This is a genomic window from Neobacillus vireti, from assembly GCF_001026695.1.
Classification (GTDB): Bacteria; Bacillota; Bacilli; order Bacillales; family Cytobacillaceae; genus Neobacillus; species Neobacillus vireti.
This window is the reverse complement of the sequence record NZ_LDNB01000012.1, coordinates 1-20,845: the sequence shown is the minus strand read 5'-3', so window position 1 is coordinate 20,845 and position 20,845 is coordinate 1. Positions and strand designations below refer to the sequence as shown.

The 20,845-nt window shown below is 37.8% G+C and carries 14 protein-coding genes and 1 other annotated feature; of the genes, 4 read left to right on the top strand and 10 right to left on the bottom strand.

Going from position 1 to position 20,845, the window contains the following annotated elements:
* Window positions 1-9: 9 nt before the first annotated feature.
* Genes AA980_RS13030 through AA980_RS13020 form a run of 3 tightly spaced genes read right to left on the bottom strand, consistent with a single transcriptional unit; the run spans window position 10 to window position 3,800 of the window.
* Window positions 10-1,671, bottom strand: a complete 1,662-nt coding sequence (locus AA980_RS13030; protein WP_024026841.1) for a GspE/PulE family protein — start codon at window positions 1,669-1,671, stop codon at window positions 10-12.
* A gap of 15 nt (window positions 1,672-1,686) precedes the next feature.
* On the bottom strand, window positions 1,687-3,015 hold the full coding sequence (locus AA980_RS13025) for a G5 domain-containing protein (RefSeq protein ID WP_024026840.1): 1,329 nt from the start codon (window positions 3,013-3,015) through the stop codon (window positions 1,687-1,689).
* Window positions 3,016-3,062: 47 nt separating this feature from the next.
* Window positions 3,063-3,800 carry a hypothetical protein gene (locus AA980_RS13020; RefSeq protein ID WP_024026839.1) on the bottom strand — a complete coding sequence of 246 codons (738 nt, stop codon included), beginning with the start codon at window positions 3,798-3,800 and terminating at the stop codon, window positions 3,063-3,065.
* Window positions 3,801-4,134: 334 nt separating this feature from the next.
* Between AA980_RS13020 and AA980_RS25830 the strand changes: the two genes are divergently transcribed.
* Genes AA980_RS25830 through AA980_RS13005 form a run of 3 tightly spaced genes read left to right on the top strand, consistent with a single transcriptional unit; the run spans window position 4,135 to window position 6,828 of the window.
* On the top strand, window positions 4,135-4,620 hold the full coding sequence (locus tag AA980_RS25830) for a prepilin-type N-terminal cleavage/methylation domain-containing protein (protein WP_024026838.1): 486 nt from the start codon (window positions 4,135-4,137) through the stop codon (window positions 4,618-4,620).
* Entirely contained in the window at window positions 4,617-5,240 is a 624-nt protein-coding gene (locus tag AA980_RS25825) for a PulJ/GspJ family protein (protein WP_024026837.1), read from the top strand. The genes AA980_RS25830 and AA980_RS25825 overlap by 4 nt, the downstream gene beginning before the upstream one ends.
* Window positions 5,241-5,253: 13 nt before the next feature.
* Complete coding sequence (locus tag AA980_RS13005) at window positions 5,254-6,828, top strand: hypothetical protein (protein WP_024026836.1); 1,575 nt, start codon at window positions 5,254-5,256, stop codon at window positions 6,826-6,828.
* A 31-nt stretch (window positions 6,829-6,859) separates the two neighbouring features.
* Here the strand turns inward: AA980_RS13005 and AA980_RS13000 are convergent, their stop codons facing one another.
* From AA980_RS13000 to AA980_RS12980, 5 genes are all read right to left on the bottom strand, one after another.
* A complete protein-coding gene (locus tag AA980_RS13000; RefSeq protein ID WP_024026835.1) occupies window positions 6,860-7,780 on the bottom strand; it encodes an ankyrin repeat domain-containing protein in 921 nt (306 codons plus the stop codon).
* Window positions 7,781-7,850: 70 nt separating this feature from the next.
* Complete coding sequence (locus AA980_RS12995) at window positions 7,851-11,318, bottom strand: DUF5057 domain-containing protein (RefSeq protein ID WP_024026834.1); 3,468 nt, start codon at window positions 11,316-11,318, stop codon at window positions 7,851-7,853.
* Window positions 11,319-11,502: 184 nt separating this feature from the next.
* Window positions 11,503-13,215 carry a sensor domain-containing diguanylate cyclase gene (locus tag AA980_RS12990; RefSeq protein ID WP_024026833.1) on the bottom strand — a complete coding sequence of 571 codons (1,713 nt, stop codon included), beginning with the start codon at window positions 13,213-13,215 and terminating at the stop codon, window positions 11,503-11,505.
* A 76-nt stretch (window positions 13,216-13,291) separates the two neighbouring features.
* Entirely contained in the window at window positions 13,292-14,614 is a 1,323-nt protein-coding gene (locus AA980_RS12985) for a bifunctional folylpolyglutamate synthase/dihydrofolate synthase (protein ID WP_024026832.1), read from the bottom strand.
* Window positions 14,615-14,832: 218 nt separating this feature from the next.
* Window positions 14,833-17,475 (bottom strand): valine--tRNA ligase, encoded by a 2,643-nt coding sequence (locus tag AA980_RS12980; protein WP_024026831.1) that lies wholly within the window; start codon window positions 17,473-17,475, stop codon window positions 14,833-14,835.
* 159 nt (window positions 17,476-17,634) lie between these two features.
* Window positions 17,635-17,872: a binding site (T-box leader), on the bottom strand.
* 160 nt (window positions 17,873-18,032) lie between these two features.
* Here AA980_RS12980 and AA980_RS12975 point away from each other — a divergent pair.
* The gene (locus tag AA980_RS12975) at window positions 18,033-18,224 is read left to right on the top strand and encodes a hypothetical protein (RefSeq protein ID WP_024026830.1); all 192 of its coding nucleotides are present in this window, start codon (window positions 18,033-18,035) and stop codon (window positions 18,222-18,224) included.
* A 16-nt stretch (window positions 18,225-18,240) separates the two neighbouring features.
* Here the strand turns inward: AA980_RS12975 and ysxE are convergent, their stop codons facing one another.
* Entirely contained in the window at window positions 18,241-19,281 is a 1,041-nt protein-coding gene (gene ysxE / locus AA980_RS12970) for a spore coat protein YsxE (RefSeq protein ID WP_024026829.1), read from the bottom strand.
* A gap of 91 nt (window positions 19,282-19,372) precedes the next feature.
* Window positions 19,373-20,443, bottom strand: coding sequence for a stage VI sporulation protein D (gene spoVID / locus AA980_RS12965; protein ID WP_034723179.1), 1,071 nt, complete (start codon window positions 20,441-20,443; stop codon window positions 19,373-19,375).
* Window positions 20,444-20,845 lie beyond the last annotated feature (402 nt).

Genomic DNA, 20,845 nt, shown 5'->3' with positions numbered 1-20,845 from the left:
CTAATACTCCTACTCCAGAGTAGCTACTCTTAATACTTCTTCAGTTGTTGTTAACCCTTGTTTTATTTTCAATAATCCATCGTCTATTAAAAAGATGGTTTTATTTTTAGTGGCTATTTCCTTTAATTTTTGAAAAGATTCGCCATTCATCAATGCCCGGCTCATCTCTTCATTGATAACGAGCACCTCATGAAGGGCAATCCTGCCTTTATAGCCTGTCATGTTACAGGAAGAACAGCCTTTTCCCCGTGAAATTTGTTCAATCTTCAGGCCGCGCCTCGCAAAAATTTCCAGCTCTCGTTTTGAAGGTTCCTGGACCTCTAGACAATCACGGCACACTTTACGGACAAGCCGCTGTGAAACAATACCACTTAAGGAGGCTGCTAGTAAAAACGGTTCTATTCCCATATCAATGAGCCTTGTAACAGTCCCAATTGAATCATTGGTATGCAGAGTGCTTAATACTAAATGCCCTGTTAAAGATGCACGGATTGCCACTTCAGCTGTTTCTTTATCGCGTATTTCTCCGACCATGATAATGTTCGGATCTTGACGGAGAATTGATCTTAATCCGGCAGCAAAGGTCATCCCGACATTCGCATTCACCTGAATTTGATTTATCCCTTCCAATTGGTATTCGACAGGATCTTCAATTGTTATGATATTGACGGCTTCATTATTTAACTTGTTAAGAGCTGCATAAAGGGTTGAAGATTTACCTGAACCTGTTGGACCGGTAATAAGCAATATGCCCGTTGGCTTTTCAATCATTTCATTAAAACGTTTCATATTAAGGGTATTAAATCCAAGTTTACTTAAATCATTTAATGTTGATCCCATATCAAGAAGTCGCATAACAATCTTTTCCCCGTAAACAGTTGGCAGCGTGGAGACACGGAGATCAACTGGGTGAAATTCAAGATTTAATTTAATCCGTCCATCCTGAGGAATTCTGTGCTCGGTAATATCAAGATTTGACATGATTTTAATTCTTGCTGTTAGAACGCCTTGCATGTGGCTAGGCAGAATACGCTCAACCCGTAGAACTCCATCCACTCGGTACCGGACGACAACTTTCGTTTCCTGCGGATCAATATGAATATCGCTGGCTCTTTGAATGACAGCATTTGACAAAATCTGATTCACCAGGCGAACAATCGGTGAATCTAGGTCAGTTACATCATCTGTCCGCCCCTTTTCATTTTTCTGTAATTCATCAAGCAGCTCAGCAAAACCATCATCGACATCATAGTATTTATTAATCGAACGCAGGATATCATCTTTTGTGGCAATTGCCGGTTCAATTTGGAATCCTGTTGATAAGCGTAAATCATCGATAACAATGAAATCCATCGGATCTGCCATAGCGATGAACAGCTTATTCCCGTCTTTTTTTAACGGAATAATTAAATTTCTTCTCGCTGTTTCTTTGGAAATAAGCGAAAAAAGATTCGTTTCAAACGGGTAATTAAACAGGCTAATATGCGGGATTCCAAGCTGATATTCCAGCACTTCAATTAACTGTTGTTCGGTAATGTACCCCCGGTCCAATAGTGCTTCACCAAGTTTTTGATTCGAACTCTTTTTTTCAAGTGTTGCTTGAAGCTGTTCAACTGTTATAAGACCTTCTTCAATTAACAAATCTCCAAGTCTTTTTCGCATTTGCTTCATTCTACACTCCTACTATTATTTTGGTTGTTCATTTGGTTTTCCCCAAAGATTGCTATCATCCTGTTGAACCTCATCAGAATTTGTTGTTGTTTCGTTTCCAATTGAATTCGGATCATCATTGGACTGACTATTATTTTCAGTATCGACTATACTACCAGAAGTATCAGATGTTTGCGGCGTCTCCTGTTCGTATCTCGATAGGGCTTGAACTATCACTTGATATATTGGTGGATAATAGTCCTCTGAGATTAATTCACTTTTAATGAACTGGTTTCCCTGATATATTTCCCTGTAAACCTTGACAATTTGACCGTCTGCACCTTGTGTCTGAATTTTTGTTTTTCCAGGGAGTAGCTGTGGACTATATTGTACAATCGTCTTAGGCTTTAATGATTGTTCATCTTTTTTGTTGATTTTATAATTATTTAGAAACTTTTTACCTTTTAAGATAACCTTTAACTTGTCGTTCTCTAATTGAAGTTCGAGAATATATTTTTCCTTTATCGGATTTGCTATGACAAAATCGACATGTTCATTTTGGTTTACTTTTGCTTCAAAGCCCAATGTCGCATAATCCGGCAGAGAGCTACTAATGTTTCTTTCTACAATCAAAAAGTCTGAAGGTAAAATGGCTTGATATATTCCAGTAGCAATAATATTTAAGGAAGATGAATTTCCGATCTTATGTTTTTTTGCAAAATCTAGCAATGAAAAGGTGGATTCTTCTTGGATCTCAATTGTTGGATTATTCTCAATGATAGTTGCTAAATCATCTGGAACTTCCTTCATTGCTACAATGGCATCACTTAAGACAGTATCCTCTTTTGTTTGATTTGCTAACAAGAAATCATTACCAAGGTTAAATGAATGTTCCCCAGATTCGAAAAGTGAAGCTTGTGCATTTAAACTAGACGTAAGTTTTGTTATATCAAAAGTGCTGGCTTCTAGTTGCGGGAAGAGCAGTTGTAATTGCTCTTTTACTTGTGAATTTGTAATAATAATATTAACAGGATTTGTTTGTCCTTCTTTTATGGAATCAATCGTTTGCTTTGAATCCAAATGAAATTGGTTTAAATCCAGTGAAAAAGTGATTTCTCCATATTTTAGTTCAATCGACGTATCTCTAAGCCAGTCGACATACTTTTCCTCCAACATACTAACGGCTTCACCTTTCGTTTTCCCAGAAACATCTAATGGCCCGATTGTTGTTCCAACTGAGTACTTTCCATCAGCATTTGTTATTTTTTCAAATGCTTTAGCCCCAAAGTGGGAGAAACTAAATATTATTGCCGTACTTACAAATATAACAATAAACAACTTTATGATTTGTTGATTTTTGCCCAAATGATCTGCCTCCCTTCAAATTACTTTTGTAAGGTTATCATTTTCTTCTATTTATTTTCTTCTTGAACATCATCATTACTCGCCGCCACTTCTTTTCGTGCAAAGAGAAAATCGAAAGTAGGATCAGATAACTGCACATTTTCCTTAGTACTACTATCGTCAAATGATTGCTCTTCTTCATCTTTTGATGAAAAAACATCGATTTCTTCAAGCCAATCGATATCCACTTTTTCTTCATCTAGCAAACTCTTAATGTCAGTTGAATGACCAATTTCAGGTTTTAAAACTTCCTTCTGTTCTTCTACATCATTTTCTAAATCCCGTTCTAATAAAAATGAAATATCCTGATCAGTATCAGCAAATTGTTCCCTTACTAGGTTTATATCAAGTTGACTATTATCTATCACATTTGTGACCGACGGTTGAACTAATTCTAATTCAGTTAAATCTAGAGACATATTACTCTTTTCAATGTCTATATTTGAATCGTAAAGGGGAATATCAAATTTATCGGCTAGCTCTTCTTCAAATGAAGGAATTTCTTTAAAGATCAGTTTTCCCCATTGCTTTTCCATAAAGTATGCAGTAAAGAAAATGAGTGCAACCAGCATTATAACGGTTTCCCACAACGGAATAGCTAAAACCGCTGCAAGTCCTCCTAGTGCAAGCAAAAAACTAGCCAAAACGATGAATAACTTCCCTTTTACAGTAATTCCTAGTGGTAAAAAGGAAATAATTAAAATAAGAACAAGCATAGAACTAATGGCCAATACTATCGGTAGCATCCATTCACTCCCTCTCTATTTCGTTCATTTATACTATTAAACTACATAATTTTTTTCAATTAATATTATTTTTTGATCATTTCTATTAAAATTAGACAAAATACTCCTACTAAATATTGTATAATACTATTAAGTAATTTTAAAGAAGATGAACAAAGAAATTTCCGGGTTTCTCTACTATAAAAATGATAACTGCGATAAAATCAGACTTTATTATGTCCTATAACAATGACTAATCCTATTCCCCATACGACACTAAATTTAGATTTGCATTTTTAAATTATTATTATAGTATAGTAAATCTATATTTTCGAAAGAAGGAGAAGAAAGGAATATGTATAAATTACCGAAAAACCAGCAAGGTCTAACTTTAATAGAGGTTTTAGTGTCTATCACTCTATTAGGAATAGTCCTGACTACTTTCCTATCTTTCTTTAATCAAGCTTACTCATATACAAAAAAAAATCAGGATAAAACCATTGGAATTAATGTTGCAAGGAATGTTTTATATTATATGGAACAGCAGGATTACAATCGTTTTCAAGCACTATACTTTCCAGGTAAAAACCCTCCGAAAAAAGTACAACTAACATTTGAAAATTGTAAAGATCCTGCTTTTGATTCCGTAGCTGTGTGCGAAGGGTTCTTTTCAACTACTATCAATAATGTAAACTATTCCGCTATTGTAACGTTAACAAGCGATGTTAAAGTGGATAATAATCAAATATCACATGATTTAACCATGTATTTAACCGGTGTTGAAGTTGAAGTAAAATGGGCGAATCAAACTGCTACAGTAAGGGGTTTAATAAAAAAATGAGGAAGCTACTTACTTCTAATAGAGGAATGACACTGATTGAAGTTTTGGCCACTCTAGTAATTATGAGTATCTTATCTGGTGTCATCTATAGCGTTTTTGTTACAGGCTTAAAGCTCTATCAAAAAATTGGAATCGAAGGCCAGTTAAGGGATGATGCTGATTATGTAGCAACAATGATTTTAAATGAGATGTACAACAGTCCACCGAATTATATATTACCATATGAAGATAATGTTACCGGTGCAAATGGCATCCAAATGGTAAGGTACAAGCCAAAAAATGTCGAAGGTTTTATTGTAGAGGATTCTACTGAAATTGAAGATAATATATTAATTTATCAAGAAAACCAAAAGTTTTATATTGAGAAACTAAATGAAAAAAATGAATCGATGGAAAAAACAGAAATACAAACAGTAAAAGTTAAAAACACTACCGTTACTGATGGAACCAATTCTGAAACTTCTTCCATTTCAATTGGTTCGTGTAGCTTAACAGATTCAAGCGGAAAATGCCAGCATGGCAGAATTTCATTAAATTTAGTCATAGAAGATAGTAATCAAGGTCCTAATAGTTTTATAAAAACAAAACCGTTAATCTTAAAAAGTTCATTTGGCTTCTAAAAGGAGTGATTAGATGATAAAAAATGAAAAAGGCTCTACTCTTCTAGTTGTTCTGTTGATGATTTTAGTCTTCACAATATTAGGATTGACAATCTTATCCGCTAGTATTGGTGGGGCTAAACGAACGGAGATTAGAAAAGAAAGCATTGTCGAAAATCTTGACGCCATAAGAAATCTTAATGAAGCAGCCGCATACATTAAAAAGACAATTAAACTTGAATATACACCAGAGATGTCTATTGAAGACTACAACCAAATGATAACAGATAAAATTCTTAATAATAAATTAAATTATCAAATAACAAACGATAGACCAGATTTAAAGGAGTTCACAAGAGTACTATTGGTTAGTAGCAAAACTCCAAATGGTCAAAGTTACAGCCAAACAGTCTATATTACGCCGATGCCAAGCTTTCTAAAATACGCGATTGGCTCACGGGATGTATTAACCATCAACGGTTCTCTGTATATAAAGCAAGGGAATATTTATGCGAACAAAAAACTAGAAATCAGTAATCAAGCAAGATATGTATATAATAACATTTCAAAAACAGTGAATACTTTCTTTCCTTCCGTTTACAATAAAGATAATAATTTTCTATTTCTAGAAAACAAAAATATTAATTATTGCGATTATCGTATGAAAAATTGCTATAATGGGTCAACGAATAATACCTTTCTCCCGCTAAACATAAGTGAGTTAAAAAATGCTTTTGATCCTCACGCTCCTATCTATTCGAATGATGATTCAGAGTTTGTTGAGGTAGACATTATCAAAACTTTTATTGAAAAACTGAAAAATAGTGGCATCATCGATCCTAAAGTAAGGACTTCTAATATGTCAAACGCTGATTTGCTAAACCTTGTTAACACCTCAATAAGCAGTCTATATATTAAGGGTGGTAACAATGATGTGCAAATTCTCAACTCATTTAATAATATTGAAAATAATCCTTTAACCAAGAACTATTTATATAATAGAGATGCTTATATTGATATAAACAAACTTACTGTCGATAAAACAAAATGGCTTGTCATAAATGGAGATGCTTATTTTGAAAATATCGGAAATGACAAAATGGATGTTGCTGCTAATATACTTGTTACTGGTAACGTAAGTATTAAAGGGAATGTTGCCTTTAATTCAACAATATATGTTTTGGGCAAAACAACAATCAATAATGTTAACATTTCTGGTCTAGACAATGGTGAATTAATTTTGATGACACAAAAGGATCTAGAGATTGCAAGAATAAACAAATTCCAAAACCCTGATAGTACAAATCTTGATCAAGTAAACTCCATTAAAGCATTTCTATATACAAATTCAGCAGCTGTCGTCTATGCTATTGGATCCTATATATATATTGACGGTGGACTTTTTGCGCATGGAAATTTAGAGGTGAATGCGTTTCGAGGAACGGTACCGGGTGCTGACAGCACGGATTTAACATTTGTAACAAAGAGTGATGAAAAAGCATCCCGACTAATAATTAAAAATAATAAAAAGCTTTTTATTAATCAAGCACAAGGTCTTCCAAAAGTAGATCAACTGGAAGTATTAACCGATTTAATGAAAAAAGACTAAGCTAAAGCCGATAAGGGATTATCCTTATCGGCTATTTTAGTAACTTGATAATTTCTTCATGATTCCAGTGCAAGGCATATTCTAATGCCGTTTTTCCTTCATTACTTTTCAAAGATGGATCAGCACCGTTATTTAGCAACATTTTTACTATGTCTGTATATCCATATTCTGCTGCTATAATTAAGGCTGTTTTACCCATGTCATTTTTATCATTAAGTCCTTCTTTACTTTCAAGGAGAAGATAGTCAACGATGTCTTTCCTACCATTCATCGCTGCACTGTATAATATATTATTTCCCTCATTGTCTTTATCTAAATTTTCATTTTGGTATCGATATAAAAGCTGAACTGCCTCTATATTACCAGCCTTTACAGCGATTAATAACGGAGTTTCTTTTGCCTTATTTATTGGCGTTGTATTACTTCCAAGATCTATAATATACTTTATTATTTCTGGGTGACCTTTCAATGCAGCGATATGTAGTGTAGTGTTACCCAAATCATTGGTTGCGTTAATATTATTTGATTTATTCTTACTTGCAACCTTTAATAATGACTTATAAGAATTTAGTTCCTTTTGATACTCTGGACCTTCTTCAGATACTTGGTAATCATACATATTGGCGACAATTTGCACAAATAAGGGTGTGGAAGATTTATCGTTAATTTTAGCTCCATTTTTCAATAGAAGAGTAGCTGATTCTAGTGAACGATTATTCAGCGCTGTTTCAAACGGTGTAAAGCCTTCCTTTGATATAAAATTAAGTGGGTATTTATTTTTGATAAATTCGTTGATTTTATCGGTATCATTATTATTAATCGCACTGATGATCTCATTTTGCTTCTCTTCCTCTGTTTTTCCTTTAAGCAATACAGTTTTATTAACGAGCAGAATGGCGAACACGATCACTAATATGATTCCGAAAAGAACTAGCCATTTTGTCTTTTTCACTTTGAGGTCTCCTTTTTAGGGATGGAATGCTGAGAAGCCATAACAACTGTTATGGCTTCTCACTATTTAATTAATATTTGTCATTATCTCCAGCACCAGTACCTGGTTCAATAACATTTACCTTTAATATCGCTGAATACTTTTTATCATCTTCATCCTGAACTGTGATAGTAATACTAGCCTTCCCTATACGTTTTGCTAATATATTTCCATTTGAATCAACATCCAGAATATACGTATCGGATGAATCAAGTGTAATTCCATCTTTTACATTCGTTGCATCTCCAGGATGGTATACGAGGTAGTTTTTAATATTTTTACTATTATCACCCTTGGTAATATCGATTTCTGGAGGGCTTGTCTCAATACCAGTCAATGGAGAGCCTACAACTACTTTGACTGTTGTCGTTGCTCCGCCGCCATCCGCCGCTGTAATTTCAATAGTAGCTGTACCTGTTGATTTTCCGATGACCTTACCGTTTTCTAACGCTTGAACGATAGAAGGATTAAGTGATCTCCAAATTAAATTTTTATTAGTAGCATTCTCAGGTTCTATTCTTGCTCCAAAAATGAATTCTTCAAATTTATTTAACTTTTTGAAGCTTGGATCAACGATAATTTTGTTAACAAGAATATTATTAACCGTTAATCTAGCAATTTTGGAAATAACATCTCCATTGGAATTTATTCCACTAACTCTTAGATTCGTTGTACCAGGTTTAAGAGCTGTAAGTTTAAATTTATCTTTATCAATGGAGGCTAAGCTTGGTTCATCAAGGACAATGGTGAGACCATATTTAGCATCAGCAGGCGTGATTGTTATTGGCAAGTCCTTCGTGTCCCCAACATTCATCGTGATATCATTAACGACGATGTTTTCAACAGGAATCCTAACGGTAACATATGTGGAAGCCTCTTTTACATTGCCAAAAACATCCGTTACTCTAACATTAACATACCCGGCTCCTAAATCCTTGGCAGTAACTACCCCCGAATCTGCATTAATGGTAAATATTGAATTATTTGTTCCCGACCACTTAATTTCCTTTATTCCCGCGTTTTCCGGGAGAATTTTCAAATCAAGAGCAAAGTTTTTTGGCATCCCTTTATTTAACACCACATTATCAGGTAATTGAATACCAATAACTTCAAAATCTGATCGTGCTGTAACAGTATTAAATTGGAGGATTTGCGTACTGGTATCGATGTCTTTATAACTAAGTTTTGCATTATTTAATGTAAACTGACCTTTTGTTATTGGGATAACAGAAATTGCAAAATTCACCGGTGAAGCTACATACTTATCACCAATCTTATTATATGTGATAGAAGGTAGATTGCCAGTTACTGTGTATCCGGTTGATAAATTACCTGTTTTTGTGAAGCCGCTAGGCAATACAAGCTCAATATTCGGAGGAAATGTCTCGGTATATGTCACATTTGATAATACTGCATTGGAACCTAAAGTTTGCGCAGCGACACCGCTAATTTCCTTAGGGTTAATAGCATAATTTAACTTAATTTCCTTATTTACAGGAACAATTTCATTCGTCGATGCAGTTCTACTTACCTCAAGATTTGCGTTGATCTTGACAATGGTAAGGCTCAACAATTTTTCTGATTTTGCTCCACTTTTATCTGTCGCTTCAATCCTTAAAACTGCATTCCCACCGTTTGGCATACCATGGTCAATTGATTGAACAATTGTAGAGCCATTTGTCACATTATCCTGTGAATACACCTGTTTTTCATTTAAAAACACTTTTGTAGATACAAATTTGTCCTTTAAATCAAAATCCTGAATATAATAAGACAATTCAATTTTTTGATGCGCAGGGATTTTATCGCCGTTCCCTGGTGTATTCACTGTAATTACAGGGGCGTGATTGGATCCTAAGAAAGCTCGATACATGGTGTTTACAAATAGTCGTTGTTCGTCATCAGGGAAATTACTATTCGTATGTCCTGTCCCTGAATAAGTGATGTTCCCCTTAGAATAAGTATAATAGTGATTCCAACTATCGTTTTCATCACGACTACTTCCAATTATGTTAAACCAAGGTGTGACCTCAGGGTCTTCTAAATCTAAGGTATAATACTGATTGTGAGTGTTATTTATCTTAATATTTTTGCCTAATTGATACGGGTATTTTGTAACTAACCCTTCATTAACCTTAATCGTTGAAATTGAAGTATTAGGCGCGTTTAAGCCTAAATTCGTTTGCGGTCTCTTTTGCCCGGTATCATCCATAAAGTTCCCTACCCAATTGTTTGCAGGTTTAGGGTCAACATTACCATATATAGTATCATGTGTAAATAATATGCTTTGCTTCGTATCTATGAATTGCCTTACTGATCCAACAGCATTGGTATTAATGGCGGCTTTGTTGTATTCGTCTTTAAATCCAAAGATAAGCATATCGTATTTCCCATTTATGTTTTCATGTGAATATTTAGTATTATCTGGGTTCCTTGGGTCCTTACTCAAATTAAATTGTGACATATCCGCCACATCAATGTCAATTTGATATTTAGAATTACTTAAGTACTCTTGTTTCATATTATTTGGTGTCTTAAGACTGCTCCCATCATTACTACCACTTTGGACCTGTAGAACATTAACGACTACTTTTTGATCTGTAAATAAAATGGTTCCCTTTTGATAATCCTTCAAATTTGTCCCCATGTCAGTAACTTCAAGCTTCCAATTTCGAATCCCACTATAGCCTCTAGGCAATGCATAACTAATCGAATCGGTGGAATTCGTTATTTGCTTTTCAAGAACTACTTCCGATGGATCGTATCTATCATTGAAATCTGAATCAATATATAAACTTGCTAGCAAATTCTTTGACTGAATATCCGTTAACATTTTAATAGTAAATAGAAGGTTGTCACCCGGTTTATATTCTTGGCTTAATTCGGATGGTTTTACAGTTAAATCAAATCTAGGGCGGGCTACATAACCGGACTTATTCGTATTAATAAAATTATTTATTTTAGTCGCTGCGCTATTATGATCAGTACTATAAAAAAGAACATTCTTGTTTGAGGAGAACTTATTATAAAATTGCTGCTGAAGGTTTCCACCATTTTTTATACTTGTATTCCCCAATATTACGGGCTGCCCTTTATTAATATAGTCTTCAATAATTTCAGTTGCTTTTAAATTAGTTATGTCATTTAATATAGCACTAGTATCATGAGCTTTAGCAGCTGTCATATTTTTATCATTCAGTAATTGAGTTACAGTCTTGGTAGAGTAGGTGCCACCATCAGGAATCGCAATAATATCGTACTTCCCATCAAGTTCCTCTCTCGAAGCAACAAATTTCTTCATCGTTACCGTTTCAACAGAAAAATTGTTGTTCCCGCTATTTAATATTTTACTAGTTAGTTTTGATGAACCCACATCCACAATCTCTAATACTTTGAGCACAGGATTTGTGGTAGGAGCTGCTGCTTTCACATAGGATGTCTGTATTACAAGCCCAAATAAAAGAACAATCACCGAAATTACAGAAAATAACCGTTTCATATTTTATCCCCCCTTAATTTTTCGAGCTAATCTATCATATCTGTCCATTACATATGTCTTTTTTACTATTATAGCAAATCGTTAAATAATAACTACAGAAAAAATGACAAACTCTTAATATATTGCTGAAATTTTGACACCTATTAAAAAGAGCAAAAATCCTATGTTTAAGGATTTTTGCTCTTTATTTAATATATTCCGCCACTCGATTCCGCCCAGCCCGTTTCGCCCCAACATAGAGCGCTCTGTCAGCATGGCGAATCAATGCCAGTGCATCCTCTGCATCCTCTGGTGCGGTTGCGACTCCAATCGAAGCGGTGATTCGCACCTGCTGCTGTTTTTGGTCTAAGGACTGACTAAGTGTAAACGGCCAGTTTGCGATGGACTGCCGGATGTGCTCAGCCATTTGATAGGCTTTTTCCTTTGAAGTATCCGGTAAAAGCACAACGAATTCTTCGCCGCCATAGCGGGCGACAGTACCGTTGCCTCCGACTAGCTTACTGATTCTGTTTGCAAGCTCGATCAGGATTTCATTGCCGCTTTGGTGGCCATAGGTGTCGTTTACCTCTTTAAAATGGTCGATATCAAGAATGATTAAAGAAAGCATCTGACGGTTAAAACTAGCCATTTTTTCGAATTCTTCGTTTAACATGTTCTCGAAATAGCGATAATTATATAATTTTGTTAATGCACAGCGTTCACTTTGCCTTTTGGTTTGTTCATAATGCTTGGCATTCTCCATTGCCACGGCAAAATGGGAGCAGAGGATATCGATAATCATATGCTGGAATTTTTCATAGGCGCGCTTCTTTTTTGCTGCCAGTAATAATACTCCTGTTACATCGTTACTGCTTACGATTGGAACACAAAGAATACTTTCGACATCACTAGGAATATGGCCGCTGAAAATTCCTCGCCACTCCATCCTTGCAGAGAATAGATAAGCCTTCCGTCTCGCCCAAACCATACCGCAAATTCCTTCGTTCTTTTTCATTGGGTTAATGTCATTCGGCATGACGGTGCCGCTTTCAATCCGGCGAATTACTTTAAGCTTGTCACCTGACACTTCAAAAATATAAGCATAATCAACGGGCAGCATTTCACTAAGCTTTTGAATAAATAAGTGAATGACGTCGTTTACATTTAGGCGTTCGGCTAACTGATGACCAATTTCCGCAGCCTTTTGTAAGTATTCATTTATCTTCTGACTTGAATAGTAAAGGTTAAACACAATTGATACACTAGCAAACGGAATTCCGACAAACAAGATAGCTAGTAATCCCACTTGTTTGTATAAAATGTACAGCATAATCCCAATTGGCAACGTGATTAATGTAGTAATCGTTTCGACAAAGAAGTCCTTACCAAAATAGGACTCTTTCCTTTTATAAATAAAATAGAGATTAAAAGAAATGATGATTTGATTTAATAAATAATTTACCACGGCATAGACAACAGCTAGCAAGAGTGCATGTCTATCGTGAGAAAGGTTGGGACCTGTTTCGCCTCCGAGTAAGAAATAAACGATTCCGCTAACGAAAGACCCTATAAAGAACATGATTAAATTCAGCGGCAGACGAAATAATTGACCATTTTTCAGGATCCTTAGCCGTACAAGTAAACAGATCACCGCAGCCTGGGCAAAGAGGATTTCGACAAAGAGGCCAAACTTTAAAAAGGTCGCGAGTGCCACCCATTGAATAAGAAAGATAAACATATCATTGATGACAATTGGCATCGACGCAACAGCTAGTGTTAACAGCAAAAACGCCAAAATATCAATCCAGTTGCCGGTGAATTCAGGAGGATAATAAGTATAGGTAAACCATAAACCAGCTGGAACCAGCAAAAACCAAACTAGAAAAATCGTTCTTTGGACTTGTGGTTTTACACCCATCTTACTCTCCTACTTTCCATCGGTCAGTTATTATTAATTCAAGATAACCTAATTTTATCAAATAATAGGCAGCTTGTCATAGAGAAATCGTCTTATTTTTCAAATATTTACATAAATGAGGTTTAACTTCCGAAATAAAATAGAGAGAACCGGTAATGACTACCATGTCTTTCGTATCTAGGTCATCAATTTCTTCTAACAAATAGGTCTTCCAGTTGTCGACCGCCAGTTTGTTCGCAGATTGGCTGATTTGCAGCAAATCCTCGGCTTTGGCGGCGCGGGGAAAATCAAAGCTGACAAATGAGATTTGATCGGCAATTTTGTCAAGTTTGGCTATCATTTTATCAAGCTTTTTGTCCTTTAGGGCCGCAAACACAATCTGGATGTGACGGTCCGGGTAACGGGTTGATAACTCATCAACTAACGCTGTAACGCCTTCGTCATTATGGGCCCCATCAATGATGACCAGCGGGTCTTGCGAGAGAATTTCAAATCTTCCTGGCCAGTAGGCCTTTTTTAAACCATCGCGGATAGCTTGGGTGCTCACGTTTAACGAGCCTTCTTGATTTAAAAATTGGGCTGCGCTGACCGCAAGTGCAGCATTTTCTGTTTGATGCTGGCCGATCATCCTGATTTCAAGTTCATGTATGGTTTGTGTTTCCGTTTGTAATGTGAATGCTTCGCCATTTTCAAGCGATTCATGAGCTTGGATTGAAAACTCTTGATTTAAGCGGTAAATAGGCGCGGTCTTTTGAGCGGCCTGCTCGATAATCACGTTCAGTGCACCAGGATGTTTGACAGCGGTAAATACTGGCGTTTGTTCCTTAATGATTCCCGCTTTTTCAAATGCAATTTCCTCATAGGTGTTACCGAGGATGTTCGTATGATCAAGACCAATATTTGTGATTATCGAAGCTAACGGATGAAGGATATTGGTTGAATCGAACCGTCCACCTAAACCTACCTCAAAAATAACGATGTCTACCTTGCTATTCTTGGCAAAATAATCGAAGGCCATCGCGGTTATCACTTCGAATTCGGTTGGACCGCCAAGCTCCGTATTCTCCAATTCATCCGCTAATGGACGAATAACATTGGCAAGCGCTAGTAATTCCACATCGGTAATCGGTTTCCCGTTCACACTAATCCGCTCGTTAAACTGCTCAATATACGGCGAGGTAAAGGTTCCAACCGTATAGCCTGCGGCTTCGAGAATGGAGCGCAGAAAAGTAACGGTCGAGCCTTTTCCATTTGTTCCCCCGATATGGACTGTTTTTATCTTTGTTTCTGGATTGCCAAGCCTGTCCATCATCCATTCCATTCGTTTTAAACCTGGTTTAATGCCCAGCCTTAAACGGGCATGAATCCATTCTAGGGCTTCTTTATAGGTTGTAAACATTTTTGCAGCACCCCTTTTTTTAGTAATATTGTCTCCTATTTCAGATTCGCTGATAAATGTGTGAAATTCGCCGATAAATTCAAAAATATGCCGATAAACTGCTCTGATTCGCCGATATATCGCTTAAAATCGCCGATAAAATTCCACAACACCAAAAATGAGTGCATGTTTTCATAAGACGAGACGAATCCATTGCTGAATTCGCCTCATTCTACTTATTATCCTCTTAATTCGTTAATCCGTGCTTCAACAATACTTCTTTTTTCAAGATAATCTTGCTCCTTGGCACGCTCTTCAGCAACCACACTCTCCGGTGCCTTCTTCATAAAGCCTTCATTGCTTAATTTTTTCTGAACTCTGTCGACTTCCTTATTTAAGCGGTCATATTCTTTTTCCAGACGGGCAATTTCTTCATCGATGTTAATCAAGCCTGCAAGCGGGAGAATGATTTCTAAGCCAGTAACAACAGCCGTCATCGCTTTTTCAGGTACTTGAATATCTGTCCCCATTTGCAATTCTTCAGGATTACAGAAGCGCTCAATATAGCTGCGGTTATTTTCGACTGCCTTTAGGACCTGTTCATCCTTCGCTTTTACAAGCATTTTGATTTTCTTGCTCATTGGCGTGTTTACTTCGGCACGAATATTCCGTACAGAGCGAATCATCTCCATGAGCAGCTTCATCTCTCCAGCTGCTTCGTCATCAGAAAACGCTGGATTTACTTCCGGCCATTTCGCTTCGGTAATCGAGACGCCTTGGTGCGGCAGGTTCTGCCAAATTTCCTCGGTGATAAATGGCATGAACGGATGTAAGAGGCGCATCGTTTGGTCTAATACGTAAGCAAGAATCGAACGAGTCGTTTTCTTTGCTGCTTCATCTTCACCATATAACGGCAGCTTCGCCATTTCGATATACCAATCACAGAAATCATCCCAGATAAAGTTATAAAGGGCACGGCCTACTTCACCGAATTCATAGCGCTCTGATAGCTTTGTCACATGGTCAATCGTTTCATTTAAGCGTGTTAAAATCCACTTATCGGCTACAGACTTCTCACCGCTAAAATCAATCTCCTCAAATGTCATCCCATTCATGTTCATTAATGCAAAGCGGGAGGCATTCCAAATTTTATTAGCAAAGTTCCAAGTCGATTCTACTTTTTCCGTACTATAACGTAAATCCTGGCCTGGTGAGCTGCCGGTCGATAGGAAATACCTTAAGGCGTCGGCACCATATTTATCAATGACATCCATTGGATCGACACCATTGCCAAGCGATTTACTCATCTTTCGTCCCTGCTCATCACGAACGAGACCGTGAATGAGAACATCTTTGAAAGGACGCTCGCCAGTAAATTCAGCGCTTTGGAAAATCATTCTCGATACCCAGAAGAAAATGATGTCATAGCCTGTTACCAATGCAGCTGTTGGGAAGTAACGCTTATAATCAGCCGCTTCTTTGTTTGGCCAGCCCATTGTTGAGAATGGCCAAAGTGCTGAACTGAACCATGTATCTAACACATCTTTGTCCTGTTCCCAGTTTTCTACGTCTGCTGGCGGCTCGTGATCCACATATACTTCACCCGTTTCTTTGTGGTACCATGCCGGGATGCGGTGTCCCCACCAAAGCTGTCTTGAAATACACCAGTCACGGATATTTTCCATCCATCGCAAGTAAGTTTTTTCAAAACGGTCAGGGACGAAATTTACTTTGTTTTCTTTGTTCTGCAGAGCAATTGCTTCGTCGGCAAGCGGCTGCATTTTAACAAACCATTGTGTTGAAAGATATGGCTCAACAACTGCACCACTTCGTTCTGAGTGGCCGACAGAATGCAGATGATCCTCAATTTTGAAGAGAACGCCTTGTTCCTGCAAATCTTTAACAATTTGCTTGCGGCATGCAAAACGATCTAGGCCTTTGTACTTGCCGGCCTTATCATTCATTGACCCGTCTTCGTTCATTACAAGAATGCGTTCAAGATTATGACGATTTCCGATTTCAAAATCGTTCGGGTCGTGAGCAGGGGTAATTTTTACCGCTCCGGAACCGAATTCCATATCAACATAATCATCACCGACAATCGGAATTTCGCGGCCAACGATTGGCAGGATAACGGTTTTACCAATTAAGTGTTTATAGCGGTCATCTTCCGGATGAACGGCAACAGCTGAATCACCAAGCATTGTCTCTGGACGAGTGGTCGCAATTTCAATGAATCCAGAGCCGTCTGCGAGTGGGTACTTCATATGATAGAAAGCACCTTGAACATCTTTATAGATAACTTCGATGTCGGATAAAGCTGTTTTCGTCGATGGATCCCAGTTAATAATGTACTCGCCGCGGTAAATGAGTCCTTTTTTATAAAGGGTAACAAAAACCTCGCGAACAGCATCAGAGAGGCCTTCATCAAGGGTGAATCGCTCACGGCTGTAGTCAAGCCCTAGGCCAAGCTTTGCCCACTGCGCCCGGATATGGGAAGCGTATTCTTCCTTCCACTTCCACGTTTCCTCCACAAATTTCTCTCTGCCAAGGTCGTAGCGGCTTTTCCCTTCGGTGCGTAGTTTCGCCTCAACTTTTGCCTGGGTGGCGATTCCGGCGTGATCCATTCCCGGAAGCCAAAGAACGTCATAGCCCTGCATCCGTTTCATTCTTGTTAAAATATCCTGTAATGTTGTATCCCACGCATGGCCTAAATGAAGTTTTCCGGTTACATTCGGGGGCGGGATTACGATGGTATACGGCTGTTTACCCTCATCATCTTTTGCTTCAAAAAATTTGCCTTGGAGCCACCAATCATAACGTCCCTTTTCAATCGATTGTGGATCGTATTTGGTTGGCATTGTTAATTCTTTTGTTTCCATCTTTCCTTCCTCCTTCTAATAATAAAGCTGGTGCGAGCAGAGCTATTCAACACCTTTACAATGTAAAAATTTCATAATTGTTCTAAATTTGTTAAACTGACTCATTTTTGCGGCGCTCCGCCCCTTTTCCACTAAAAAAACAAAAAACCCCAATCGTCATAAAAGGACGAATGGAGTTTGCTTCGCGGTACCACCTTTTTTCCAATCAAGAAAGATGATTGGCTCTTAAAAAAGGATAACGGATTTGATCCGTCTTCAACTAATAGGATTTGTCATCCGTTCGCAGAAGAAGCTCGTGGGCGACCTTCTGATGTGCCTCTTAGGAAATCTTTCAGCTAATGATTTCCCTCTCTTGAAGTTGGCTAGGCATCGTACTCTTCCCTGTCTTTGCTTACGATAATTAAATTATATAGTTATACTACGAAAAATAAGGCTTGACGTCAATCATGATTACCAAATTTCTTATAATTTATACTATATGAAATTTTTCAGGGGAATTTACAGATATGTAGAATATACATAAACAAATGCCAGATTTGAAGGGGGATGTTTTTTAAGTGAGGGGAAATTTTCAAAAATACAAACACCGTCCCTGGTTTCGAACGTTTCGGAGATTTTGCGGACAATTAATTCTGCCTTTTATTATTTTTCAATTCATCCGAACGATGTTTTTACCAACCGTCTTTGATGTTTTATTATTATCATTCTTTATTGTTATCGCCATTACGATCTATTTTGAAATTATTTAAGGAGCCCATTATGCAGTTAATCACTCTGCTGCTGGGCTCCTTCTTTTACTTGCTGGCTGGCTTCGATTTCCGTCATGCGCATGACAACATACTCGGAATTTTTTAAATGCCAATAGTGCTGCTGCAGTTTGCGGACAAATTTCAGCTCATTCCTAGGCCGAGTATTTCGAAAGTAGCTTTCTGCAGCTTGGATCACGGGAATCGGATAGGCCAAATAGCTGTAGAATAATAATTTCTCATCTTCTTTAAATGGAAAGTATTTATAGTAATGATATACCCAGTCAAGGGCCGTATCACTTCGTTTTAGGCTCGTATTTAAAGCTCGTGACAAATACGGGAGGAGATCATGAATAGGTGAACCGTAACGAGCATTTTCAAAATTGATAAAAAAACCGTACCCTCGATCATCAAATAGAAAATGCTCCGACGATAATTTCCCGTGGGTAATGACCATGCGGGCGTTTTCAATTTCTTTCGTTTTCTCATACCACTCTTCAAATTTAGCCTTCGAATAGCGCAGTGCCTGGCTTATCTCGGTATAATACATGCAGTATAACAATTCGAATGGCGACATATACGTCTTTCTTTCACATTCATCAATGAAACCATCGAGGAATTCCTGATGCTTATCCATTTGCTCGATCGTCTTTTCATAGTGCTCTGTTCGTTCTTCGTTGCTCACCGTGATTTCTTTGGCGGAAAGCGTATGGAGCCGTGCTAATTCCCGGAATAACTGCTGGTTTTTATGCTCGCGGTCTTCCTTATGATCATTCGGCATCCAGGGCATTAGATAATAGAGATTATTCTCGTGTAAGACTGCATACCTGCCGTCCATTGTTGGATAAATCGGGACAATCCGATTAAAGCCCTTCTGGTAAAGCAGATGAACGTGGCGAATGAAATCCGTACCGATTGTCGGCGCAATTTTTTTCAGGGCAAACGTTCCTTTATCTGAATAAACCTTTAGGACACCACCGTAATCTTCGACAAAATAAGGCTCAACAAGATAATCTTTTAAAATAGGATAAATTGCTTCTAGTCGATTCATGTCACTCATAAAAATTCTACCTCCTTAAAAAGGCTAGAAGTATTACAAAAAACGAAGGTGAGCAGGTCAAAGAAACCCGCTCATCTTCTTTTCTAAAAAGTTATTTTTTTGCAAGCGTCGCTGGAATGTATAAGACCTGACCCTCATAAACATCCTGATTAAGTTCAAGATTATTAACCCGGAGGAGATTTGGAACCGTTACGTCATAACGTTCGGCCAGCCCATCAAGGGTATCACCCTTTTGAACGATACAAACCTTTACTTTCACTTGCCCGGTGCTTTCTTCTTTGCGGGCAAAAAACTCTGTCAGCGTCATGCTCTTCTTTTTAGTCAGCTTCTTCTTTACTTTTTTTATGATGTCATCAGATGAGGATGAACTTTCTTCAACAATTGTAACGTCTTCTTCAAAGTGAGTATGTGGGCTGGACTCTTGTTCAAAGCTTACTTCCTGATGATAGCTGCTTTCACTTCTCGCCTCCTGAAGGTTCCATAGTGGCTCGTAGTCTTCTTCCTCCTTCACTTCCTGTGGCTGATAGTTGAAGGTTGGAAATTTCGGTAAAACTTCCACACTCTCTTCTTCCTGCTGCTTTCTAGCCTCTACCTCAAATAAGAAGTTTTCTTCAAATGCGCTTTGATCAGCTTCTTGTTCATCGAGGGCTTCTTCTTCAGCCTCAACGGCATACGTTTCGGTACGGTGAAGTACCTCGTATTCTGACTCCTCTTCTTGCTGCTGCTGTTGTTCAGTTCCATAAAGGCCGCTGATGGTCAGCTCTGCAGAAAGCTTCAAACAGCTGCGCTCAGGCAGGGAATAATCAAATGATTCAACGAGGACATCGATATCGTAAATACTTTGGATCCGATTATTCGGAATCGTAATATCGACTGGGAAACGGTGGGAAAATTCACAGCTTCCTTCCTCTCGTTCCGCCACTCTTTCAACAAACTTGTGCGAGCTAAAACCTTCATCCTCGCCTTCATCGCTAGCTTCGTAACTTTTATATTCGCCAGTGAGTTCCAGCGAACCACGTATGGTTACGTACTGATCGTTTTCCTGGATGGTGATGTCCGGGTCTAAGGAAATCGAAACAAGCTCTTCGACTTCCTGTCCTTTTCTAAACCACAAGGACTCCTCCAAAGAAAATCGCAGGCACGATTGATTCTCCTGGGACAAAGCGACTCCTCCTTTCGTTTCCTTCACGCAAAATCACTATGTCACTTACACTCTATGTAGAAATATTTTTATTTATGATAAAAAAGTGCATGGGGATGGGGAAAGGATTGGAGGTTTTCTGTTTTTTTAATGGTTTTCGGGCTTTGGATTTGGTAAGAGATGGGGTTGGCGGTGATTTGAGGTCGAGGTTTCTGTGATTTGGAGTGGGTTTCCGTCGATTCGGACTAGAATTCCGATGATTTTGCCTAGGATTCCGATGATGAGGCTGGGATTTCGCCAATTTGACCTAGAATATCGCCAACTTTTGAATTTATATCGCCATCTTGGGGATTGATTTCGCCAAGTTTGATCGTTATTTCGCCAAACTTGAGGCGAATCTCGCCAAACTACTTTTTTATTACC